Source organism: Geodermatophilus sp. URMC 63 (genome assembly GCF_053502565.1).
In genome coordinates, this window is the sequence record NZ_CP199956.1 from 3499625 (window position 1) to 3521378 (window position 21754).

Annotated in this window: 17 protein-coding genes and 1 riboswitch; of the genes, 11 read left to right on the forward strand and 6 right to left on the reverse strand. The window is 74.8% G+C overall.

The window, feature by feature from the left end; translation table 11 throughout:
* The first annotated feature begins 51 nt into the window (after window positions 1–51).
* Both ACWIZO_RS17175 and ACWIZO_RS17180 read left to right on the forward strand, forming a co-directional pair.
* The gene (locus ACWIZO_RS17175) at window positions 52–285 is read left to right on the forward strand and encodes a type II toxin-antitoxin system Phd/YefM family antitoxin (protein ID WP_448638856.1); all 234 of its coding nucleotides are present in this window, start codon (window positions 52–54) and stop codon (window positions 283–285) included.
* Window positions 282–668 carry a type II toxin-antitoxin system VapC family toxin gene (locus ACWIZO_RS17180; RefSeq protein ID WP_448638857.1) on the forward strand — a complete coding sequence of 129 codons (387 nt, stop codon included), beginning with the start codon at window positions 282–284 and terminating at the stop codon, window positions 666–668. The genes ACWIZO_RS17175 and ACWIZO_RS17180 overlap by 4 nt, the downstream gene beginning before the upstream one ends.
* 9 nt (window positions 669–677) lie before the next feature.
* Here the strand turns inward: ACWIZO_RS17180 and ACWIZO_RS17185 are convergent, their stop codons facing one another.
* The 5 genes from ACWIZO_RS17185 to glgX form a co-directional block, all read right to left on the reverse strand.
* Window positions 678–1400 (reverse strand): dihydrofolate reductase family protein, encoded by a 723-nt coding sequence (locus tag ACWIZO_RS17185; protein ID WP_448638858.1) that lies wholly within the window; start codon window positions 1398–1400, stop codon window positions 678–680.
* A gap of 1 nt (window position 1401) precedes the next feature.
* Window positions 1402–3156, reverse strand: a complete 1755-nt coding sequence (gene treZ, locus ACWIZO_RS17190) for a malto-oligosyltrehalose trehalohydrolase (protein ID WP_448638859.1) — start codon at window positions 3154–3156, stop codon at window positions 1402–1404.
* Between the two features lie 112 nt (window positions 3157–3268).
* Complete coding sequence (locus ACWIZO_RS17195) at window positions 3269–3871, reverse strand: LysM peptidoglycan-binding domain-containing protein (protein ID WP_448638860.1); 603 nt, start codon at window positions 3869–3871, stop codon at window positions 3269–3271.
* Window positions 3872–3876: 5 nt separating this feature from the next.
* Window positions 3877–4042, reverse strand: a riboswitch (cyclic di-AMP (ydaO/yuaA leader).
* Between the two features lie 213 nt (window positions 4043–4255).
* On the reverse strand, window positions 4256–6610 hold the full coding sequence (gene treY / locus ACWIZO_RS17200; protein ID WP_448638861.1) for a malto-oligosyltrehalose synthase: 2355 nt from the start codon (window positions 6608–6610) through the stop codon (window positions 4256–4258).
* A complete protein-coding gene (gene glgX / locus ACWIZO_RS17205) occupies window positions 6607–8712 on the reverse strand; it encodes a glycogen debranching protein GlgX (RefSeq protein ID WP_448638862.1) in 2106 nt (701 codons plus the stop codon). The genes treY and glgX overlap by 4 nt, the downstream gene beginning before the upstream one ends.
* A gap of 533 nt (window positions 8713–9245) precedes the next feature.
* Here glgX and uvrB point away from each other — a divergent pair.
* From uvrB to ACWIZO_RS17250, 9 genes are all read left to right on the forward strand, one after another.
* On the forward strand, window positions 9246–11372 hold the full coding sequence (gene uvrB / locus ACWIZO_RS17210; protein ID WP_448638863.1) for an excinuclease ABC subunit UvrB: 2127 nt from the start codon (window positions 9246–9248) through the stop codon (window positions 11370–11372).
* 305 nt (window positions 11373–11677) lie between these two features.
* Entirely contained in the window at window positions 11678–12898 is a 1221-nt protein-coding gene (locus ACWIZO_RS17215; protein WP_448638864.1) for a TerC/Alx family metal homeostasis membrane protein, read from the forward strand.
* Window positions 12899–13160: 262 nt separating this feature from the next.
* The gene (locus ACWIZO_RS17220) at window positions 13161–13742 is read left to right on the forward strand and encodes a TerD family protein (protein WP_448638865.1); all 582 of its coding nucleotides are present in this window, start codon (window positions 13161–13163) and stop codon (window positions 13740–13742) included.
* A gap of 183 nt (window positions 13743–13925) precedes the next feature.
* Complete coding sequence (locus tag ACWIZO_RS17225) at window positions 13926–14585, forward strand: TerD family protein (protein ID WP_448638866.1); 660 nt, start codon at window positions 13926–13928, stop codon at window positions 14583–14585.
* 30 nt (window positions 14586–14615) lie between these two features.
* Complete coding sequence (locus ACWIZO_RS17230; RefSeq protein ID WP_448638867.1) at window positions 14616–15971, forward strand: VWA domain-containing protein; 1356 nt, start codon at window positions 14616–14618, stop codon at window positions 15969–15971.
* Between the two features lie 60 nt (window positions 15972–16031).
* Complete coding sequence (locus ACWIZO_RS17235) at window positions 16032–17231, forward strand: HpcH/HpaI aldolase/citrate lyase family protein (RefSeq protein WP_448638868.1); 1200 nt, start codon at window positions 16032–16034, stop codon at window positions 17229–17231.
* Window positions 17228–18502 carry a phosphoribosyltransferase domain-containing protein gene (locus tag ACWIZO_RS17240; protein ID WP_448638869.1) on the forward strand — a complete coding sequence of 425 codons (1275 nt, stop codon included), beginning with the start codon at window positions 17228–17230 and terminating at the stop codon, window positions 18500–18502. The genes ACWIZO_RS17235 and ACWIZO_RS17240 overlap by 4 nt, the downstream gene beginning before the upstream one ends.
* Window positions 18499–19623 (forward strand): cysteine protease StiP family protein, encoded by a 1125-nt coding sequence (locus tag ACWIZO_RS17245; RefSeq protein ID WP_448638870.1) that lies wholly within the window; start codon window positions 18499–18501, stop codon window positions 19621–19623. Before ACWIZO_RS17240 ends, ACWIZO_RS17245 begins: the two co-directional genes overlap by 4 nt.
* Window positions 19620–20432, forward strand: a complete 813-nt coding sequence (locus ACWIZO_RS17250) for a hypothetical protein (RefSeq protein ID WP_448638871.1) — start codon at window positions 19620–19622, stop codon at window positions 20430–20432. The genes ACWIZO_RS17245 and ACWIZO_RS17250 overlap by 4 nt, the downstream gene beginning before the upstream one ends.
* Here ACWIZO_RS17250 and ACWIZO_RS17255 read toward each other — a convergent pair.
* Window positions 20429–21703 (reverse strand): hypothetical protein, encoded by a 1275-nt coding sequence (locus ACWIZO_RS17255; RefSeq protein WP_448638872.1) that lies wholly within the window; start codon window positions 21701–21703, stop codon window positions 20429–20431. The two genes, ACWIZO_RS17250 and ACWIZO_RS17255, sit on opposite strands and share 4 nt — an antisense overlap.
* Window positions 21704–21754 lie beyond the last annotated feature (51 nt).

Below are 21754 nucleotides of genomic sequence, written 5' to 3' on the forward strand. Positions count from 1 at the left end.
GCACCTCGTCGTGGTCCGGAGGGAGGTGCAGCGGTGAGTAGACTAGCTGACATGACTACGTCGGTCGGCGTGCACGAGGCAAAGACGCACCTGTCGCGCCTCCTCGAGAGGGTCGCGGCCGGCGAGGAGGTCGAGATCACCAACCGGGGCCGAGTGGTCGCCCGGCTGGTCGGTCCCGCCCCGCGCAGGCCGAACTTCGGGTTCGACCGCGGCAACGTCTGGATCGCGGACGACTTCGACGACCTCCCCGAGGACCTGCAGCGCGCCTTCGAGGGTGAGGAGTGAGAGTCCTCCTCGACACCCACGTGCTCGTCTGGGCCGCCACCACGCCGGAACGGCTGGGGACGGGGCTCGACCTGCTGGCGGACGCCGACAGCCGGTTGGCGTCGGCCGTCTGCGTGTGGGAGCTGGCGATCAAGCAGGTGCTGGGCAAGCTGTCGTTGGGCACCGACGTCCGGACGTGGACCCGGCGGGTGACCCGCGAGCTCGTGCTCGACCACCTGCCGGTCACCGCGGAGCACGCCGCCGCGGTCGAGCAGCTGCCCGACGTGCACCGCGACCCCTTCGACCGGCTGCTCGTCGCCCAGGCGGTGGCGGAGGGCGCCGTCCTGGTGACCGGGGACCGGCGGCTGCTCGGCTACGGCGACGCGGTCCGGCTGGTCGGCTGAGCGACGCGGCTACCGGTCGACGGCGTACCGGGTGAACAGGGCGCCGTCCTCCTCGAGCACCTGCAGCAGCCGCGGCCGGACGACGGCGCCGAGGGCCCGGTCGAGCAGGCGCGCCTCCCCGCCGACGAGGGCCGGCGCGATCGTCAGGTCCAGCTCGTCGACCACCCCGGCGGCCAGGGCCGAGGTGAGCAGCGCCGGGCCGCCCTCGCACACCAGCTGCTCCAGCCCGCGGTCGGCCAGCCGGTCGAGCGCCAGTGGCAGGTCGACGTCGTCCTCCCCGCAGACGAGGACGTCGACGCCGGCCCCGGCCAGCGCGGCCCGCCGGTCCGGGTCGGCTGCCGCGCAGGTGACGAGGACCGTCGGCGCGACGGCCAACCGGTCACCGGGGGCCAGCGAGGCCCGCCGCGAGACGACGACGACCGGCGCCGACACCGGCCGCCCGAGGCCGGTCCGCAGCCGCCCGACCGCGGAGTCGGCGGCCACCGGCCGGTAGCCCTCGGCGGCGGCCGTCCCGTGGCCGACGAGCACGGCGTCGGCCAGCGCCCGCAGCACCCGGAACACCCTCTTGTCGCCGGGGGAGCCGAGCCCGGCGCTCCTGCCCTCGACGGTGATCGCCCCGTCGAGGGAGGTCACGAAGTCCACCCGCACCGACCGGCCGGCCGGCAGCGCGTAGGCCGCCACCAGGTCCTCGTCGGACAGCTCGGCTCCGGGGGTCGGCAGCAGCCGGCGCACGTCAGGCGGTGGTGAGCACGGCCGCGCTCTCGGCCGGCACGGTCACCGTCGTCCCGTCGAGCGCGGGCAGCTCACCGCTGGCGAACAGGACGTCGTGCGCCGGCACGTCGAGGTCGACCTCGCGGGGCTCGCCGGAGAGGTTGGCCACGATGCGCAGCGACCCGCGGTGCACCACCAGCCACCGGTCGGCGTCGTCCCAGCTGACCGCTACCGACGACAGGTCGGGGTCGACGAGGTCGGGGTGGGCACGCCGCAGGGCGATCAGCGCGCGGTGCACGCCGAGCAGGTGCGCGTGCGGCTCGCGCTGCACCTCCGACCAGTCCAGCTTCGAGCGCCGGAAGGTCTCGGGGTCCTGCGGGTCGGGCACCTCGTCGGCGTCCCACCCGTGCCCGGCGAACTCGCCCTTGCGCCCCTCGGCCGTCGCGCGGCCGATCTCCGGGTCGGTGTGGCTGGTGAAGAACTGCCACGGCGTCGAGGCGCCCCACTCCTCGCCCATGAACAGCATCGGGGTGAACGGGCTGGTCAGCACCAGCGTGGCGCCGACGGCGAGCAGGCCGGGGGAGAGGGACGCCGAGACGCGGTCGCCGATCGCGCGGTTGCCGATCTGGTCGTGGTCCTGCAGGTAGCCGAGGAACTTCCAGCCCGGCAGCGCCGCGGTGTCCACCGGGCGGCCGTGGTGCCGGCGGCGGAAGCTCGACCAGGCGCCGTCGTGGAAGAAGGCGCCGGTGAGCGTCTTGGCCAGCCCGGCCAGCCCGGCCGCGGCGAAGTCGCCGTAGTAGCCCTGCCCCTCGCCGGTCAGGGTCGAGTGCAGCGCGTGGTGGAAGTCGTCGCTCCACTGCGCGGAGATGCCGAGGCCGCCGGCGATGCGGGGCGTCACCGTCCGCGGGTCGTTGAGGTCGCTCTCGGCGATCAGCGTCAGCGGCCGGCCGACGGCGACCGACAGCCGGTCGACCTCCTGCGCCATCTCCTCGAGCACGTGGGTGGCGCGCTCGTCGACCAGCGCGTGGACGGCGTCCAGCCGCAGCCCGTCGACGTGCATGTCACGCAGCCACGTCAGCGCGTTGTCGAGGATGTAGCGCCGCACCTCGTCGGAGTCGGGGCCGGAGAGGTTGACCGAGCTGCCCCAGGTGTTCGCCCCGCCCTCGCTGAAGACCGGCATGAACAACGGCAGGTAGTTCCCGGACGGACCGAGGTGGTTGTAGACGACGTCCTGGACGACGCCGAGGCCGCGCTGGTGGCAGGCGTCGACGAAGCGCTGGTAGGCCGCCGGGCCGCCGTAGCTCTCCTGCACCGCGTACCAGAGGACGCCGTCGTAGCCCCAGTTGTGCGTGCCGTCGAAGCCGTTGACCGGCAGCAGCTCGACGAAGTCGACGCCGAGGTCGACGAGGTGGTCGAGCTTCCCGATCGCGGCGTCGAGGGTGCCCTCGGGCGTGAAGGTGCCGACGTGCAGCTCGTAGACGACCCCGCCGGCCAGCGGGCGGCCGGTCCAGGCGCGGTCACCCCACGTGTACGTGGCCGGGTCGTAGCGGCGGGACAGGCCGTGCACGCCCTCGGGCTGGCGGCGCGAGCGCGGGTCGGGACGGGGCGTGTCGTCGTCGCCGAGCAGGTAGCCGTAGTCGGCCTCGGGTGCGGCCTCGACCTCGGCGCGCCACCAGCCGGCGTCGTCCCGGCGCATCTCGTGCACCGTTCCGTCGACCTGCAGCCGGACCCGCTCGGGGACCGGCGCCCAGACGGCGAACTCGACGGGTGCGGACATGCGGGGGCCTCCAGGGGTCGTGCGGGGTGACCGGAGGTTCTTGCCCGCCCACCGGCGGGCCAACCGCTGCGGCGGCAGCCGGGGGAGCGCGTCCCCCGGCTGCCGCACGGCGTCACGGGAGCTGCAGCACCTGGCCGACGAAGATCTGGTCGGCGTCGCTGACCGTGCCCTGGTTCAGGTCGAACAGGGCCTCCCAGGTCGTGCCGTGGGCCGCGGCGATCGTCGACAGCGTGTCGCCGGCGGCGACCGTGTAGCTGCCACCCGCCGGCCGGTCGGCCCGCGACGCGGCCACGGGCTCCCGCTCCGCCGGAGCGGGAGCGGCGGCCGGCGCCGGGGCGGGCGCCGCGGCCGGAGCCGCACCGGCCTCGGGCGCGGACGGGTTCAGGGCCTTGCCGCAGGTCGGCCAGGCGCCCGGGCCCTGGGCGTCGAGGGTCTTCTCACCGACGGCGATCTGCTGGGCCTTGGTCGCCAGGTCGGCGCGCGCGGCGTAGGCGGTGCCGCCGAAGGCGGCCCAGGTGCTCTGGCTGAACTGCAGGCCGCCGTAGTAGCCGTTGCCGGTGTTGATGCTCCAGTTGCCGCTGGACTCGCACTGGGCGACGGCGTCCCAGTCGTTGGGGGCGGCGGCCGAGGCGGGACCGGCGGCCACGCCGAGCGCGGCAGCGGCCACGCCGGTCGTGAGGACGGCACGGCGGAGCAGGGAGGTGGACGTGCGCATGGGGGGACTCCGATCCGCCGCCTGCGAGGTGAGCTGTCGGGTTCGGAGCGATCGGTGCCCCGGCCACACGTCGTGCGGCCTCACCCCAAGGCGCTGCCCGGTCCCCGTGACCGTGGTGGCAGGCGCCGGAATGGGTCCCCCACCCCCGTCCTGGATGTGCAGTGGAACGGAGGCCGGCGGACGGGGTTCGGCGGACCGGCTCCGGCACGCGGCTCTCTGTCGGCCGGGTGCGCGGTCGAACGTAACGACTGGGTCACGGGACGGCACGTCCGTCCCACCGGTCCCGGGCGTGTCGGCCGTCCTCCCGGGGCGCGGCCGGTTCCGAGACCTGCTGGTCACACCGCTGCAAGTGGCCGTTGCCCCTGCGGCGGTGTGAACCCGCTCTCAGTCGCGGACCAGCAGGGCCACCGGCAGCCGGGCGAGCAGCTCGCCGACCGGGACGCCGTCGGCGTCGGAGACCACCCGCGTGCCGGTGAGGACGTCGCGCCAGGCGCCGGTCGGGAGGGCCAGCGCCGTGTCGCCCCAGCCGGTGGCCGCCAGCCCCACGGGCAGCCGGGTCGCCACGGTCACCGCGCCGTCGCCCCCGTCGGCGCCCCGGTCGAAGGCGACGACGTGACCGGCGGCCGACCCGGTGACCTCCACCGGGCGGTAGCCGGTGAACAGCTCCGGGGAGTCCCGGCGCAGCCGCAGCACCCGGGAGACGACGAGCAGCTTGGCCGCGCCGGTGTCGTCCACCTCGGGGACCCAGCCCTCGCCGAGCCGGGCCAGCAGCTGCCGGCGCAGGTCGTAGTCGACCGGACGGCGGTTGTCCGGGTCGACCAGCGAGCGGTCCTCGAGCTCGGTGCCCTGGTAGACGTCGGGGACGCCGGGCATCGTCAGCTGCAGCAGCTTCTGCGCCAGCGCGTTGGACCGCCCGGCCGCGCCGACGCGGTCGACGAACGCCTCGATCTCGCCGGTGGTCGCCGGGTCGTCGTAGGCGGCGTCCACCAGGGCGTGCAGCTGCGCCTCGAAGGCCTCGTCGACGTCGGTCCACGTCGTCGACAGGCCCGCCTCACGGGCGGCCTTCTCGGCGTAGCCGTGCGCCCGCTCGCGCGACAGCGGCCAGGCGCCCACCAGGTTCTGCCACACCAGGTGCGCCAGCGGCCGGTCGGGCAGCAGGTGCCGGGACAGCCACCCGCGCACGAGGTCGGCCCACTCGGTCGGCACCTCGGCGAGGACGGCGAGCCGGGCCCGGGTGTCCTCGCTGCGCTTGGTGTCGTGGGTGGTCAGCGTGGTCATCGACTCCGGCCGGCGCTCGGCCCGCCGCCCCTGCGCCGCGTGGAACTCCTCGACCGTGGAGCCGAACCGCGCCGGGTCCCCGCCGACCTCGTTGAGCACCACGAACCGCGCCCAGCGGTAGTAGGCACTGTCCTCGACGCCCTTGGCCATCACCGGGCCGCTGGTCTGCTCGAAGCGGGTGGCCGCCTCGGTGCCGGCCTGGGATAGCACCGGGTAGAGGGCGTCCACGGCGGCGACCAGGTCGGGCCGGCGGTCGCGGACGGCGGCCACCGCCGCGTCGAGGTGCTCGCGGCCGTCGGGCAGGTAGGAGCGGTAGACGCCGAAGGTGGCCAGCAGCTCGGCCAGCGCCTCGGTCTGCCGCTCCCGGTCCACGCCGGGCAGCGCGCCGATCACCCGCACCAGCCGGGCGACCTCCGACCCGAGGATCCCGTCGGTCACCTCGCGCTTGCAGTCGTGCACCAGCCGCGCGTAGTCGACCTCGCGGCTCGACAGCTCGGTGTCCAGCGCGGTCAGCGCCGCCTCGCCGGCCGGGTCGACCAGCACGTCGTCGACCTCGGCGAGCGCGTCGTAGCCGGTGGTGCCCGCCGTCGCCCAGCTCTCCGGCAGGTCCTCATCGGGCTCGAGGATCTTCTCCACCACGGTCCACCGGCCGCCGGAGGCCTCGGCCAGCCGGTCCAGGTAGCCCTTGGGGTCGGCGAGGCCGTCGGGGTGGTCGATCCGCAGCCCGTCGACGGCGCCGCCGGCCACCATCCGCAGCACCGTCGCGTGGGTGGCGTCGAAGACCTCGGGGTCCTCCACCCGCAGCCCGGCGAGGGTGTTGATGGCGAAGAACCGGCGGTAGTTGAGGTCGGAGTCCGCGCGCCGCCAGTCGACCAGCTCGTAGTGCTGCCGGTCGTGCACCGCCTGCGGCGTCCCCTCGCCCGTGCCGGGGGCGATCGGGAAGCGGTTGTCGTAGTACCGCAGCTCCCCGTCCACCACCTCCAGCTTCTCCACGTCGTCGGCCGAGCCCAGGACCGGGATGCGGACCCGGCCGTTCCCGGAGTCCCAGTCGACGTCGAACGCCGAGGCGTGGGGGCTGTCGCGCCCGTGCTGCAGCACGTCCCACCACCACGGCGCCTCGGCCGGGTCGGCCACGCCCATGTGGTTGGGGACCAGGTCGAGCACCAGGCCCAGCCCGTGCTCGTGCAGCGCGGCGACGAGCCGGTCGAAGCCCGCCTGCCCGCCGCGCGACTCGTCGACGTGCGCGTGGTCGACGGTGTCGTAGCCGTGCGTGCTGCCCGCCGCCGACCGCAGCAACGGCGAGGAGTACGCGTGGCTGACACCGAGGTCGGCGAGGTAGCCGGCCACGGCCGCCGCGTCGTCCAGGGTGAAGTCGGCGGTCACCTGCAGCCGGTAGGTCGCCGTCGGGACGGCCCGCCGGCGCTCGAGGGCGGCGTCCGTCCCCTGCGGAGCCTCGCTCACGGCGCCGCCATCAGCACGACGGTGGCGCGGGCCCCGACGGTCACGGTGTCCCCGGCCTTGACCTGCACCGCCTCCACCTCGCCGAACTCGGCGGTGTCGACCACGACGGTCCAGCCCTCGGCGTACTCGCCGGGGGGCAGCGTGTAGTCGATCGGCTCGTGGGAGGCGTTGAAGGCCAGGTAGAAGCAGTCGTCGAGGACGTCCTCGCCGCGCTCGTCGGTCTCCCGGATGCCGTGCCCGTTGAGGTACATGGCCAGCGACTTGGCGAAGCCGGCGTCCCAGTCCTCGTCGCTCATCAGCTCGCCGCCAGGGGTGAACCAGGCGACGTCCTGCACCGGGTCGCCCTCCTCGCGGCGCACCGGCCGGCCGTGGAAGAATCGGCGGCGGCGGAACGTCGGGTGCTCGGTGCGCAGCCGGGTCACCAGCTTGGTGAACTCCAGCAGCCCCTCGTCGACGTCGCTCCAGTCGATCCAGGTGAGCTCGGAGTCCTGGCAGTAGCCGTTGTTGTTGCCGTTCTGCGTGCGGCCCAGCTCGTCGCCGTGCAGCAGCATCGGCACGCCCTGCGAGAGCATCAGCGAGGCGATGAAGTTGCGCCGCTGCTGCGCCCGCAGCGCGAGCACCTCGGGGTCGTCGGTCGGGCCCTCGACGCCGCAGTTCCAGCTGCGGTTGTGGCTCTCGCCGTCGTTGTTGCCCTCGCCGTTGGCCTCGTTGTGCTTCTCGTTGTAGGAGACGAGGTCGTTGAGGGTGAACCCGTCGTGGGCGGTGACGAAGTTGATGCTCGCCACCGGCCGGCGCCCGGAGTGCTTGTAGAGGTCGGCCGAGCCGGAGATCCGGCTGGCGAACTCGCCGATGGTCGCGTCCTCGCCGCGCCAGAAGTCGCGGACGGTGTCGCGGTACTTGCCGTTCCACTCGGTCCACAGGGCCGGGAAGTTGCCCACCTGGTAGCCGCCGTCGCCGACGTCCCACGGCTCGGCGATGAGCTTCACCTGGCTGACGATCGGGTCCTGGTGCACGAGGTCGAAGAACGCCGAGAGCCGGTCGACCTCGTGGAACTGGCGGGCCAGGGTGGAGGCCAGGTCGAAGCGGAAGCCGTCGACGTGCATCTCGGTGACCCAGTAGCGCAGCGAGTCCATGATCAGCTGCAGCGACTGCGGGTTGCGGACGTTGAGCGAGTTCCCGGTGCCCGTGGTGTCCATGTAGTACTGCTCGTCGCCCTCGACGAGCCGGTAGTAGGCCCGGTTGTCGATGCCCTTGAGCGACAGCGTCGGGCCCATGTGGTTGCCCTCGGCGGTGTGGTTGTAGACGACGTCGAGGATCACCTCGATGCCCGCCTCGTGCAGGGTCCGGACCATGCCCTTGAACTCCTGCACCTGCTGCCCGTCGGTCTGCTGGGCGTACTCGTTGTGCGGGGCGAAGAAGCCGATCGTGTTGTAGCCCCAGTAGTTGCGCAGGCCCTTCTGCAGCAGGGTGTCGTCCTGCACGAACTGGTGCACCGGCATGAGCTCGATCGCGGTGATGCCGAGCGACTGCAGGTGCTCGACGACCGCGGGGTGCGCGATGCCGGCGTAGGTGCCGCGCAGCTCCTCGGGGATGCGCGGGTGGGTCATCGTGAGGCCCTTGACGTGGGCCTCGTAGATGACCGTCTTGTTGTACGGCGTCCTCGGCGGGCGGTCGACGCCCCAGTCGAAGTACGGGTTGACGACGACGGACCTCGGCATGTGCGGCGCCGAGTCGTCGTCGTTGCGCTCGTCGCTGCCGAACCGGTAGCCGAAGCAGGCCTCGTCCCAGTCGATCGCGCCGTCGATCGCCTTGGCGTAGGGGTCGAGCAGCAGCTTGTTCGGGTTGCAGCGGTGCCCCTGCCCGGGGTCGTTCGGGCCGTGCACGCGGTATCCGTAGCGCTGGCCGGGCTGGATGCCGGGCAGGAACGCGTGCCAGACGTAGCCGTCCATCTCGGGCAGCCGGACGCGCTCCTCGTTGCCCTGCTCGTCGAACAGGCAGAGCTCGACCTTCTCGGCGACCTCGCTGAAGAGGGCGAAGTTCGTCCCGGTGCCGTCGTACGTGGCTCCGAGGGGATAAGCGGCTCCGGGCCACACCTGCGTCATCGAGTGTTTCCTCCTGCACGGGCGCCCCCGACGTCGGGGCGCGTTGGCCCCCTGCCGCGGCCGTCGTCAGGGGGTCGGGGCATGACTGCCCGCGGTCCCAGTGCCCCATCCGGCCCGGCCCACACCTGACGCGGCGGAGGTCACGCCGGCCCGGCGCGAGCGGCGGCGCCGGCTGCGCCGGAGACGACGACGCCCCCCACGGCAGGGCCGCGGGGGGCGTCGTGCGCAGGTCCGGCGGAGGCCGGGGAGCGCGGGCGGCGGGGTCCGACCTCGCCCGGGGATGTCCCGGGTGGCACTGGTCCCCGCCGGGGCGCTCCTGCGGGAGTGCACGCTAGCGGGCGGCCCACGGCGGGGTGGACAGGACCGCCCCGGCCGGTCGGCCCGCGGGGTCCCGGGCGCCCCGGTCGTGCGCCCCCGTCACCGGCGCCCCCGGGGTCACCGGCTGCGCCGGTCGCGGGCGTCCCACCCGTCGCGCCGACGCCGTCCCGCCGCACCCCCGGGTTTCGTCGCACACCGGTCGTACCGTCGTCCTCGTGCGCGCGACCACCGACATCCGACCCACCCAGGGGCGCTTCCGCGTCGTCAGCGAGTTCCAGCCCTCGGGCGACCAGCCGGCCGCCATCGCGGCCCTGGCGGAGAAGGTCCGCGCGGGCGAGGAGGACACCGTGCTGCTGGGCGCCACCGGCACCGGGAAGTCGGCCACCACCGCCTGGCTCATCGAGCAGGTGCAGCGGCCCACCCTGGTGATGGCGCCGAACAAGACGCTCGCCGCGCAGCTGGCCAACGAGTTCCGCGAGCTGCTGCCGCACAACGCCGTCGAGTACTTCGTCTCCTACTACGACTACTACCAGCCCGAGGCCTACGTCCCGCAGACCGACACGTACATCGAGAAGGACTCCTCGGTCAACGACGAGGTCGAGCGGCTGCGGCACTCGGCCACCCAGGCGCTGCTGACCCGCCGCGACGTCGTGGTGGTCGCCACCGTCTCCTGCATCTACGGCCTGGGGACGCCGCAGGAGTACGTCGACCGCGCACTGAAGATCTCGGTGGGGGAGGAGCGCGACCGCGACGACCTGCTGCGCACGCTGGTCACCGAGCAGTACACCCGCAACGACCTGTCGTTCACCCGCGGCACCTTCCGCGTGCGCGGCGACACGATCGAGGTCTTCCCGGTGTACGAGGAGCTCGCCGTCCGGATCGAGATGTTCGGCGACGAGGTGGAGCGGCTGTACTACCTGCACCCGCTCACCGGCGAGGTGGTCCGCGAGGTCCAGGAGCTGTTCGTCTTCCCGGCCACCCACTACGTCGCCGGCCCCGAGCGCATGGAACGGGCGATCGCCACCATCGAGGCCGAGCTCGAGCAGCGGCTGGCCGAGCTGGAGCGGCAGGGCAAGCTGCTGGAGGCCCAGCGGCTGCGCATGCGCACCACCTACGACATCGAGATGATGCGCCAGGTCGGCTTCTGCTCCGGCATCGAGAACTACTCGCGGCACATCGACGGCCGGGCGCCGGGCAGCGCCGGCGCCTGCCTCATCGACTACTTCCCCGACGACTTCCTGCTGGTCATCGACGAGTCGCACGTGACCGTCCCGCAGATCGGTGGCATGTACGAGGGCGACATGAGCCGCAAGCGGACGCTGGTCGAGCACGGCTTCCGGTTGCCCTCGGCCATGGACAACCGCCCGCTGAAGTGGGAGGAGTTCACCGACCGGATCGGCCAGACCGTCTACCTGTCCGCCACCCCGGGCGACTACGAGCTGGGCCGCACCGGCGGTGAGGTCGTCGAGCAGGTCATCCGCCCCACCGGCCTGGTCGACCCGGAGGTCCTGGTCAAGCCGACCAAGGGCCAGATCGACGACCTGGTGCACGAGATCCGGCTGCGGGTGGAGAAGGACGAGCGGGTCCTGGTCACCACGCTGACCAAGAAGATGGCCGAGGACCTCACCGACTACCTGCTCGAGCTCGGCATCAAGGTCCGCTACCTGCACTCCGAGGTCGACACGCTGCGCCGCGTCGAACTGCTGCGCGAGCTGCGGCAGGGCGAGTACGACGTGCTGGTCGGCATCAACCTGCTGCGCGAGGGCCTCGACCTGCCCGAGGTGTCGCTGGTCGCCATCCTCGACGCGGACAAGGAGGGGTTCCTGCGCTCGGGCAAGTCGCTGATCCAGACGATCGGGCGGGCGGCGCGCAACGTCTCCGGCCAGGTGCACATGTACGCCGACACGATCACCCCGTCGATGGCGCAGGCGATCGAGGAGACCAACCGGCGCCGCGAGAAGCAGATCGCCTACAACACCGAGCGCGGCATCGACCCGCAGCCGCTGCGCAAGAAGATCGTCGACATCCTCGACGGCATCTACCGCGCGGCCGAGGACACCGAGAGTGTCGAACTGGTCGGCGGCTCGGGCCGGCAGCAGTCCCGCGGCAAGGCGCCGGTGCCGGGGCTGTCGTCCAAGGCCACGACCAAGGGCCGGGGCAAGGCCGGCGCGATCGACGTCGAGGGCCTACCGCGCGCGGAGCTGGCCGACCTCATCACCCAGATGAACGACCAGATGCTGGCCGCGGCCCGCGAGCTGCAGTTCGAGGTGGCCGCCCGGCTGCGCGACGAGCTGACCGAGCTGAAGAAGGAGCTGCGCCAGCTCGACGCCGCCCACGCCTGAGCCCCGTCGGCGCCGGTCCACCCCTGGTCACCCGGCGCCCGGGGCCGCCCCGCCGATGAGAGTCCTCTCATCGGCGGAACACCGTGCGTCCGCCCGGCGTCGTGGGTAGGGAGCGACCGACGGCGGCCCGAGACGGAGGCCGGCGTCGGCGGTCATCCGTGGAGGGGAGTATCCCCGCGCGGCGGTGTCGTCAGTACGGGGTCCCGGTGGACCCCCGGCACCGTCGGTCGCCCGCTGGCCGGGCGACGGGAGAGACCTCCGGCCCGCTGCGGTGCACCGCGCACCGCTGAGTAACCGGAGGTCTCGTGGACGTCCCCTTCTGGGTGTGGGCGATCACCATCGCCGCGATCGTGGGAATGATCGTCTTCGACTTCGTCGGTCACGTGCGCACACCGCACGCGCCGTCGCTGCGCGAGGCGGCGACCTGGTCGGCCATCTACGTGGCCCTCGCGATCCTGTTCGGCGTCGGCGTCTGGATCTTCGCCGGCGGCCAGTACGGCGGTGAGTACTTCGCCGGCTACATCACCGAGAAGAGCCTCTCGGTGGACAACCTGTTCGTCTTCGTCCTGATCATGGCCAGCTTCGCGGTGCCCCGGGAGCTGCAGCAGAAGGTGCTGCTCTTCGGCATCGCCTTCGCCCTCGCGCTGCGGACGATCTTCATCTTCCTCGGCGCCGCGGCCATCGAGAACTTCAGCTGGGTCTTCTACCTCTTCGGCGCGTTCCTCATCTACACCGCCATCGTCCAGGCCCGCGCCAACAGCGACGAGGACGAGGAGTTCCAGGAAAACGGCTTCCTCCGGCTGGTCCGCCGCGTCGTCCCGACGACGGAGGAGTACCACTCCGACCGCATGACCACGAAGCTCGACGGCAAGCGGTACATCACCCCGCTGGCCATCGCGCTGGTGGCCATCGGCAGCGCCGACATCCTCTTCGCCGTCGACTCCATCCCGGCGATCTTCGGCCTCACCGAGGAGACCTTCCTCGTCTTCACCGCCAACGCCTTCTCGCTGCTCGGCCTGCGCCAGCTGTTCTTCCTCATCGACGGCCTGCTCGACCGGCTGGTCTACCTGCACTACGGCCTGGCGGTCATCCTCGGCTTCATCGGCATCAAGCTGCTCATCCACGCCCTGCACGAGAACGAGCTGCCGTTCATCAACGGCGGGCGGCACGTGACCGTGGTCCCCGAGGTCCCGACCTGGCTGTCCCTGGCCGTCATCGTCGTCACGCTGCTGGTCACGACGGTCGCCAGCCTCGCCCGCAGCCGCCGCGACGAGCGCGAGGCCGCGGCGCGCGCCGCGACGCCGGGCACGCCGGCACCCGTCGACACCGCATCGGGCAGCACCGCACCGCGCAGCACCGCACCGGGCAGCACCGCACCGGGCAGCACCGCACCGGGCAGCACCGCACCGGGCAGCACCGCACCGCGCAGCACCGCACCGCGCAGCACCGCACCAGGCACCACGGGCCCGGACGCGGCGGGTCAGGACGGCGTCCCGGCCGGCGGTACCGGCCGCGGGACGTCCTGACCCGGAGCGGTCGGGGACCCTGCCGACCGCCGGTCGCCGCCCCCTGACGGTCACGTCCGGGAACCTGTTGCCGCCCCTGGTCGTGGGGCAGTATCCGAGACACGTCCGCTCTGCCGGGTGCCGTTGCGGTGCCCGGCGGAGCGGTGCCGGAGGCGTGCCGGGCCGCCGCGCCCGCGCCGCCGTCCGGCTGCGCCGGCCCGGCCGGCGCCTCGCGGGACGGCGACCGCCGGTCCGCTCCTAGAGCGCATGGGAGTCCAACAAGATGGGTGTCAGCCTCTCCAAGGGCGGGAACGTCTCGCTGACCAAGGAGGCGCCGGGTCTGACCGCGGTCAACGTGGGTCTCGGCTGGGACGTCAACACGTTCTCCGGCGGCGACTTCGACCTCGACGCGTCAGCGATCATGATCGGCGCCGAGGGCAAGGTCACCCCCGACGACTCGGGCTTCGTCTTCTTCAACAACCTGCGCAGCCCCGACGGCTCGGTGGTGCACGTCGGTGACAACCTCACCGGCCAGGGCGAGGGCGACGACGAGGTCATCCAGGTCGACCTCGCCACCGTCCCCCCGAACTGCCAGAAGATCGTCTTCCCGGTCTCGATCTACGACGCCGACAGCCGCAAGCAGAACTTCGGCGCCGTCCGCAACGCCTTCATCCGCGTGGTCAACCAGGCCAACGGGCAGGAGATCGCCCGCTACGACCTCACCGAGGACGCCTCGGTGGAGACCGCCATGGTCTTCGGTGAGCTCTACCGCAACGGCGCCGACTGGAAGTTCCGCGCCGTGGGCCAGGGCTACGCCTCCGGCCTGCGCGGCATCGCGCAGGACTTCGGCGTCAACGTCGGCTGACCACGATCGGCTGACCACGATCGGCTGACCACGGTCGCCTGACCGACGGTCGGCCGACCACGATCGGCCGACCGTCGCCGGGCCCGGACCGCACCGCGTCCGGGCCCGGCACCCCTGCCCGGTACCCCTGCCCGGCGCCATCCCGGCGCCCGGGCGCACCCCGAGCCCCGGAGGTCCCCCGTCGTGGTCGACTACACCCGCCGACCGTCCACCCCGCCCGCGGCCCCCGGCGTCAGCCTGTCGAAGGTGACGCTCACCAAGGGCGCCCCCTCGGTCTCGCTCACCAAGGGCCGCGGCGCCGGCGGGCAGATGCGGGTCAACCTCAACTGGGAGTCCGGCCGCCGCGGCCTGTTCTCCAAGGGCCCCTTCGCCAAGGGCGCCGCCGTCGACCTCGACCTCGGCTGCCTGTGGGAGACCAGCGACGGCCGCAAGGGCGTCGTCCAGGCCCTCGGCAACGCCTTCGGCTCGCTCGACCGGCCGCCCTACGTGCTGCTCGACGGCGACGACCGCTCCGGCACGAGGAGCGGCGGGGAGAACCTCGTCGTGAACCTCGACCACCTCGACGCGATCCGCCGCATCCTGGTCTTCGCCTACATCTACGAGGGCGCCCCCGACTGGGCCGCGGCCAACGGCGTCGTCACGCTGTACCCGCAGGGCGCCGCGCCCATCGAGGTGCGCCTCGACGAGCACGCCGAGGGTGCCCGCTCCTGCGCCATCGCGCTGCTGACCAACTCCGGCGGCGCGCTCACCGTGCAGCGCGAGATCCGCTACCTGCGCGGCGTGCAGCGCGACCTCGACGGCGCCTACGGCTGGGGCCTCGACTGGACGAGCGGGCGCAAGTGACCCGCCCGGCTCGCCGCGGCTGAGCGCCCCGTGGTCCACGTCCTCACCCGTGGCGGCAACGTCGGCCTCGCGCAGGCCGGGCTGACCGGCCCCGTCGTCGTCACCCTCACCTGGACGCCCGCCCCCGGCGTCGACGCCGACCTCTCGGCCTTCCTCACCACCGGCGCCGGCCGGGTGCGCGGCGACGAGGACTTCGTCTTCTACAACCAGCCCTCCGGCGCCGGCGGCGCGGTGCGCCACCTCGGCAAGTCCACCCGCGGCGGGGCCACCGTCGACCAGGTCCGCGTCGACCCGGCCGCGCTGCCGCCCGACGTCGAGAAGGTCGTCATCGGCGCCTCGCTCGACGGCGCGGGCACCTTCGGCGGGCTGTCCGGGCTGGCCGTGGAGGTGTCCGCCGAGGGCGGCCCGCCCGCCGTCCGCTGCGAGCTCGCCGCCGGCCCGGAGACCGCCCTGGTGTTCGCCGAGGTGTACCGCCGCGGCAGCGAGTGGAAGGTCCGCGCCGTCGGTCAGGGCTTCACCACCGGCCTGGCCGGCATGGCCACCGACGTCGGCGTCAGCGTCGACGACGAGCCCGCGCCCCAGCCGACACCCGCGCCCCAGCCGGCTCCGACCGCGCCGCCGGTCAGCATGGAGAAGAAGCGGCTGGTCGACCTCGAGAAGAAGCTGTCGACGTCGGCGCCGCAGCTGCTCAGCCTCGTCAAAACCGCCGGCGTCAGCCTGGAGAAGCGCGGCCTGGGCGAGCACACCGCCCGGGTCGCGCTGGTGCTCGACATCTCCGGGTCGATGGCCGCCCTCTACCGGGCCGGCGCCGTCCAGCGGCTGGCCGAGCGGGTCCTCGCGCTGGGGCTGCGCTTCGACGACGACGGCGTGGTCGACGTCTTCCTCTTCGGCAAGGGCGTGCACCGGCCCGAGCCGGGGCTGCGGCTGGAGGGTCACCAGCAGTACATCGCCGACCTGTCCCGGCAGTACCCGCTGGAGTACGACACCCGCTACGGCGCGGCGATGGCCGCCGTCCGGCAGGCCTACTTCGGCGACAGCCGCGAGCGGGTGGAGCCGCAGCCGGCGCAGGTGCCCGTCTACGTCATGTTCCTCACCGACGGCGCCCCCAGCGACAAGTCCGTGGCGACGAGGCAGATCCGGGCGGCGTCGTACGAGCCGGTGTTCTGGCAGTTCATGGGCATCGGCCCGGAGCGCGAGTTCTCCTACCTGCGGCGCCTCGACGACCTCGAGGGCCGCTACACCGACAACGCCGACTTCTTCGCCGTCTCGCAGGACGACCTGCTGGGCCGCCGGCCGATCAGCGACGACGCGCTGTTCGACCGGCTCATGACCGAGTACCCCGACTGGCTGCGCCGGGCGCGCGCCCAGGGCCTGCTCCGGCCGTAGTCCCGACGCCTCTCGTACCGACGCCAACCCACATCCGACAGCGGGTGGAAGGGATCGACCGTGCGCCACTTCGCGTACCTGACCGACGACGAGCGGGAGCGGCTCTTCGCCGTCCCCCCGGGTGAGGTCGGCCCGGCCAGCCCGCGCGGCAGCCTCGCCCTCGCCCTCGGGGCCACGCTCTACAGCCCCGGCACCCGCACGGCGCTCGACGCCGACGCCGAGCGGGCCGCCGCCGTCGGGGCCACCAGCGTGGTCTGGTGCCTGGAGGACGCCGTCCCGCACGCCGCCGTCCCCGACGCGGAGGCCAACGTGATCGCCGCGCTGCGGCGGCTGGACCACCACGCCGCCACCGGCGAGCACCTGCCGCTGCTGTTCGTGCGGGTGCGCACGCCCGAGCAGATCCGCTCGCTCGCGCTGGCCGCCGGCCCCGCCCTGGCGCGGCTCACCGGTTTCAGCCTGCCCAAGGCCACCGGGACCACGCTCGGCCCGATGCTCGAGGCGATCGCCGAGGTGGGCGCGGCGACCGGGCACCCGCTGTACGGCATGCCGATCCTCGAGACGCCGGACCTGGCGTGGCGGGAGACCCGCCCCGAGGCGCTCGCCGCGCTCGCCGACGTCGTGGCCGCGCACCGTGACCAGGTGCTGTGCCTGCGCGTGGGCGGCACCGACCTGTCGGGGCTGTTCGGCCTGCGCCGCGACCGGCACACCACGATCTGGGACGTCGCCGTCGTCCGCGACTGCCTGGCCGACGTCGTCAACCGCTTCGCCCGCGGCGGCGAGCACGTGGTCACCGGCGCGGTGTGGGAGCACATCCCCGGCGGGCCCCGGCTGTTCAAGCCGCAGCTGCGCCAGTCGCCGTTCACCGCGCAGCACGAGACCGGCCTGCGCCAGCGCATGATCGACGACGACCTCGACGGCCTGGTGCGCGAGGTCGCCCTCGACAAGGCCAACGGCGTGCTGGGCAAGACGGTCATCCACCCGGCGCACGTCTCGGTGGTCAACGCCCTGCTCACCGTGTCCCGCTCGGAGTACGACGACGCCCTCGAGGTCCTCATGGCCCGCGGCCGCGGCGGCATCGCGGTCTCCGGCAACGGGCGGATGAACGAGATCGGGCCGCACGCGCTCTGGGCCGAGCTGGTCAGCCGCCGTGCCGCCGTCTACGGCGTCGTCGCCGACGAGGCCGCGCTCGTCGACCTGCTCGCGGCCGGTCGACGCCGGCTCGCCGAGGTGTTCGCCGCGGGGGAGGCCCGGCGCCCGTGACGACGACCCTGCCCGGTGCCCTCGACCTCGGCGGCACCGTCTCCCGCCTGCTCGGCGTCGGCGTCCCCGTCGACCCCGCCGGGTTCGCCGCCCTGTGCGGCCTGGCGCTGAGGGACAACCCGCGCCGCGCGCACCTCGTCGTCTCCCGGGTGCTCGGCAAGCACGTGCCGGTCCCGCCCGCCGCGGTGCTGGACGCCGGAGCCGCGGTGGGGGACGCCGTGGCCGCCGTCCTCGGGCCGGAGGTCCCCGGCCTGGTCGTCGGCTACTGCGAGACGGCCACCGGCCTCGGCCACGCCGCCGCGGCCCGCCTCGGCGCCGCCTACCTGCACACCACGCGCCGCGTGCACCGCGGTGTGCCGGTGGCCGCCGCGTTCGAGGAGGAGCACTCGCACGCCGTCGCGCACGCCCTGCAGCCGGCCGGGGACGTCGACCTCGCCGCGCCCGGCCCGCTGGTGCTGGTCGACGACGAGCTGACCAGCGGCCGGACGGCGCTCAACACCGTCGCCGAGCTGCACGCCCGCTGGCCGCGCGGGCGCTACGTCGTCGCCGCGCTGCTCGACGCCCGCGCCGGTGCCGCCCGGCGGGCCTTCGCCGAGCGCGCGGGCGCGCTGGGCGTGCGGGTCGACGTCGCCGCCGTCCTGACCACCGGGCTGACGCTGCCGGCCGACGTCCTCGACCGCGCCGCGGCCGCCCGCGCCGCGCTGCCCGGGCCCGCGCCGGCCCCCGCCGGCACGCCCGGCGCGGTCCGGACGCACACGGACCTCTGGCCGGCCGGGGTGCCCACCACCGCCCGGCACGGGCTGACCGCCGCCGGGACCGCCCGCCTGGCCGAGGCGGCCGACGCGGTCGCCGCCGCCCTCGCGCGCGTCCTGGCCGGCAGCCGCGGCGTGCTGGTGCTCGGTACCGAGGAGCTCATGTACGCGCCGACCGTGGTCGCCGCGGGGCTGGCCGGCCGGCTGCCGGGCGTCCCCGTCACCACGCAGTCGACCACCCGCAGCCCCGTGCACGCCGCCGACGACCCCGGCTACGCCGTCCGCCGCAGCCTGGCCTTCCCCGCGCCGGACGACCCCGGACGGCTCTCCCGGGTGCACAACCTGGCCGACCCCGCCGCCGCGGCGACCGGGCCGTGGTCGGACCTGCGGGCCGACGACGTCGTCGTGCTCGCCGACGCCCCGGCCGCCGACTGCGCGCCGATGGCCGAGGCACTGCGGCCGTTCGCCGCCCGCGCGGTGCACCTGGTCCCCGTGCCGCTCGCCGAGCCCGCGCCGTGACCGCGCTGCAGACCCTGGCCCCCGCCGTCCCGGGCCGGTTCGGCTCCTACCCGGTCGAGGACGTCACCTGGCTGCTCACCGACCTGTCGTCGGTGGCGCTCGAGCGCGGCACCGAGGACCGCGAGGAGGCCATCCAGTCGGGCACCCACTACTCGGAGATGCTGCCGGTCGAGTACCAGCCCGACGCGGCCTACCTGGCGCTGTTCACCGCGGCGCTCGAGCAGTCGGCCGGGCGGCTGGCCGACGCCGTCGCCCGGGTCGGGGAGCTGGTGTGGGACGCCGCGGCCGCGCGGGGCCGGACGCCGGTGCTGGTGTCGCTGGCCCGCGCCGGGACGCCCATCGGGGTGCTGCTGCGCCGCTGGTACCGCGCCTCCCGCGGCGTCGACGTGCCGCACTACACGCTCTCGATCATCCGCGGCCGGGGCATCGACGAGGTGGCGCTGGCCCACGTGCTCGCCCGGCACCCGGCCGCGGCGGTGCGCTTCGTCGACGGCTGGACCGGCAAGGGCGCCATCCAGCGGCAGCTCACCGAGGCCGTCGCGAGGTGGCGAGCCGCCCACCCGGAGGACGCCGCCCTCGACGACCGGCTCGCCGTCCTCGCCGACCCCGGCGGCTGCACGGAGCTGTACGGCACCCGAGACGACTTCCTGATCCCGAGCGCCTGCCTCAACAGCACGGTGTCCGGCCTGGTGTCGCGCACCGTGCTGCGCGAGGACCTCATCGGCCCCGGCATGTTCCACGGCGCGAAGTACTACGCCGAGCTCGCGCCGTCCGACGTGTCGGCGCGCTTCGTCGACACCGTCGCCGCCGCGTTCCCCGCCGTCCCCCCGGCCGACGACGTCCCCGCCGCCGAGCGCCGGCCGACCTGGGCCGGGTGGGCCGCGGTCGAGCGCATCGCCGCCTCGCACGGCATCGCCGACGTGAACCTGGTCAAGCCCGGGGTGGGGGAGACCACGCGGGTGCTGCTGCGCCGGGTGCCGTGGCAGGTGCTCGTCCGCCCCGACCGGGCCGAGGACCTGCGCCACGTCGCCGCGCTCGCCACCGCCCGCGGGGTGCCGGTGGTGGAGGTGCCCGACCTGCCGTACTCCTGCGTCGGCCTGATCGCGCCGGTGCGCCGGTGACCGCCGTCCTCCCGGCGACGGCGACGCTGGCCGCCGTCGACCTCGACCGCACACTCATCTACTCCGCGGCCGCCGCCGGCGGCACCGGCGGGCTGCGGGTCGTCGAGCACCTCGACGGCGCGCCGCTGTCCTACGCCACGCCGGCCTCGTGGCCGCTGCTGGCCGAGCTGGCCGGGCGCGCCCTGCTGGTGCCGGTCACCACCCGGACCGCGGCGCAGTACGGCCGGGTCCGGCTGCCGGTGGTGCCGCGCTACGCGCTGTGCGGCAACGGCGGCGTGTTGCTGGCCGACGGCGTCCGCGACCCCGCCTGGGACGCGTGGGCCGCCGGGGTGGCCGCGGACGCCGCGCCGCTGCCCGAGCTGCTCGCGCTGCTGGCGGCCGCGGCGGGGGAGCCCTGGGTGCGGACCGTCCGGGCCGCCGAGGGCCTGTTCTGCTACCTGGTGGCGCACGACCGCGACGCGATCCCGGCCCGCTGGCTGGCCGACACCGCCGCCGCCGCGGGCGCGGCCGGCGCCACCCTGAGCGTGCAGGGCCGCAAGGTCTACGTCGTCCCCGCCGGGCTGTCCAAGGCGGCCGGGCTGCTGCGGCTGCGCCGGCTGCTGACCGGGGACGGCGCCGCGCCGCGCCTGCTGTGCGCCGGCGACAGCCTGCTCGACGCGCCGATGCTGCTGGCCGCCGACTCCGCCGTCCGCCCGGCGCACGGGGAGCTGCACGAGCAGGGCTGGACCGGCGCGCGGGTCGCGGTCACCACGGCCACCGGGGCCGCGGCCGGCGAGGAGATCGTCCGCTGGCTGCTGGCGCGCGCCTAGTCCGCGCGGGCGGTGCGCACCAGACCGGCCAGGCCGCCCTCGATCGCGGTGGCCTCGCGCAGCACCGCGCCGACGTCGAACCGCTCGGCGCGCGCCGCCTCCTCCAGCGGCGGCAGCCGCCGGGCCAGCTCCTCGAAGGTGCGGCGGAAGCGGCGGGCCCGGTCCTCGGGCAGCCCGGCCAGGAACCGCCGCGCGTCCACCAGCGCGTGCTGCACCTCGCCCAGCAGCGCGCCCGGGTCGGCGGCCACGGCGTCCAGCCGCTCCAGCCGCCCGGTGGCCGCGCGGACCTCGTCGTCGACCCGGCCGGCCGCCGCCCGCACCCGGGCGAGCAGCTCGCCGGCGGCGGGGACGTCGAGGACCGGCGCGGCGAGCACCCCGTCCAGCCCGGCCAGCGCCTCGTCGACCTCGGCCAGCGCGGCGGCCGCCCGCTGCGGTGCCCGCTCGACGTCGGCCCAGGCCGACAGCGGATAGCGCCGCCGCAGCTCGCTCATCACCGGCGCCAGCCGCTCGTGACGGGTGCCCAGCGCCTCCCGGCGGGTGTGCACCGACGCGGCGCCGCGGCGCACGTCGGCCGCCCGCCCGGGCAGCGCCCGCGCCCGCTCGGCCACCGCGCCGGCCGTGCGCCGGGCCCGCTCGGCGGCCGCCGCGGCCGGACCGGCCCGGCGGTGGGCCAGCTCGCTCTGCGCCGCGTCGGCGGTGCCGGCCGCCTCGGCGAGCAGGACGCCCAGCGCCGGGTCGCGCAGCCCGGCGGCGGCCGCCTCGTCGAGCGCGGCGCGGGCGGCGGCCACCGCGCTCCGCGCCGCCGGGACGGCCCGGGCGGCCGCGGCCCGGGCGCCGGAGGCGGCGGCCAGCACCTCGCCGTACTGCTCACGGAAGCGCAGCACCTGGGCGAGGACCTCGCGCAGCGCGGCGGCGGCCCGGGTCAGCTCGGCGACGGCCGCGCGCGTCGGTGCGGAGTCGGTCACGTCCTCCGCGTCGTGGTTGGAAAGGGCCTGCAGATAGTGTCCAATGACCGCGTCGGCGTGGGCGGAGAGGTCCCGCCAGTCACGGGTCAACGAGTCGGGGGCGGATGCGCGGTGCTCAGCCCGTCGCCCGCTCGTCGCGGTGGCCTCCTCCGCGACGGCGACGGCGTCGGGCAGGTCGCTGAGCGCGGCGTCGAGCTCCAGCATCGCGGCGGCCGCGGCCTCCCGCGCCGCGGCGGCCTCGCGCCGGGCCGCGTCCCCGTCGCGGCGCCACCAGCGGGAGGCGGCACCCCCGCCGAGCCCGGCCATGCGTGCCTCCCGTCGTCCCCGCGGTCCCCGTCCCGGCGGGGCCGTCCGGCA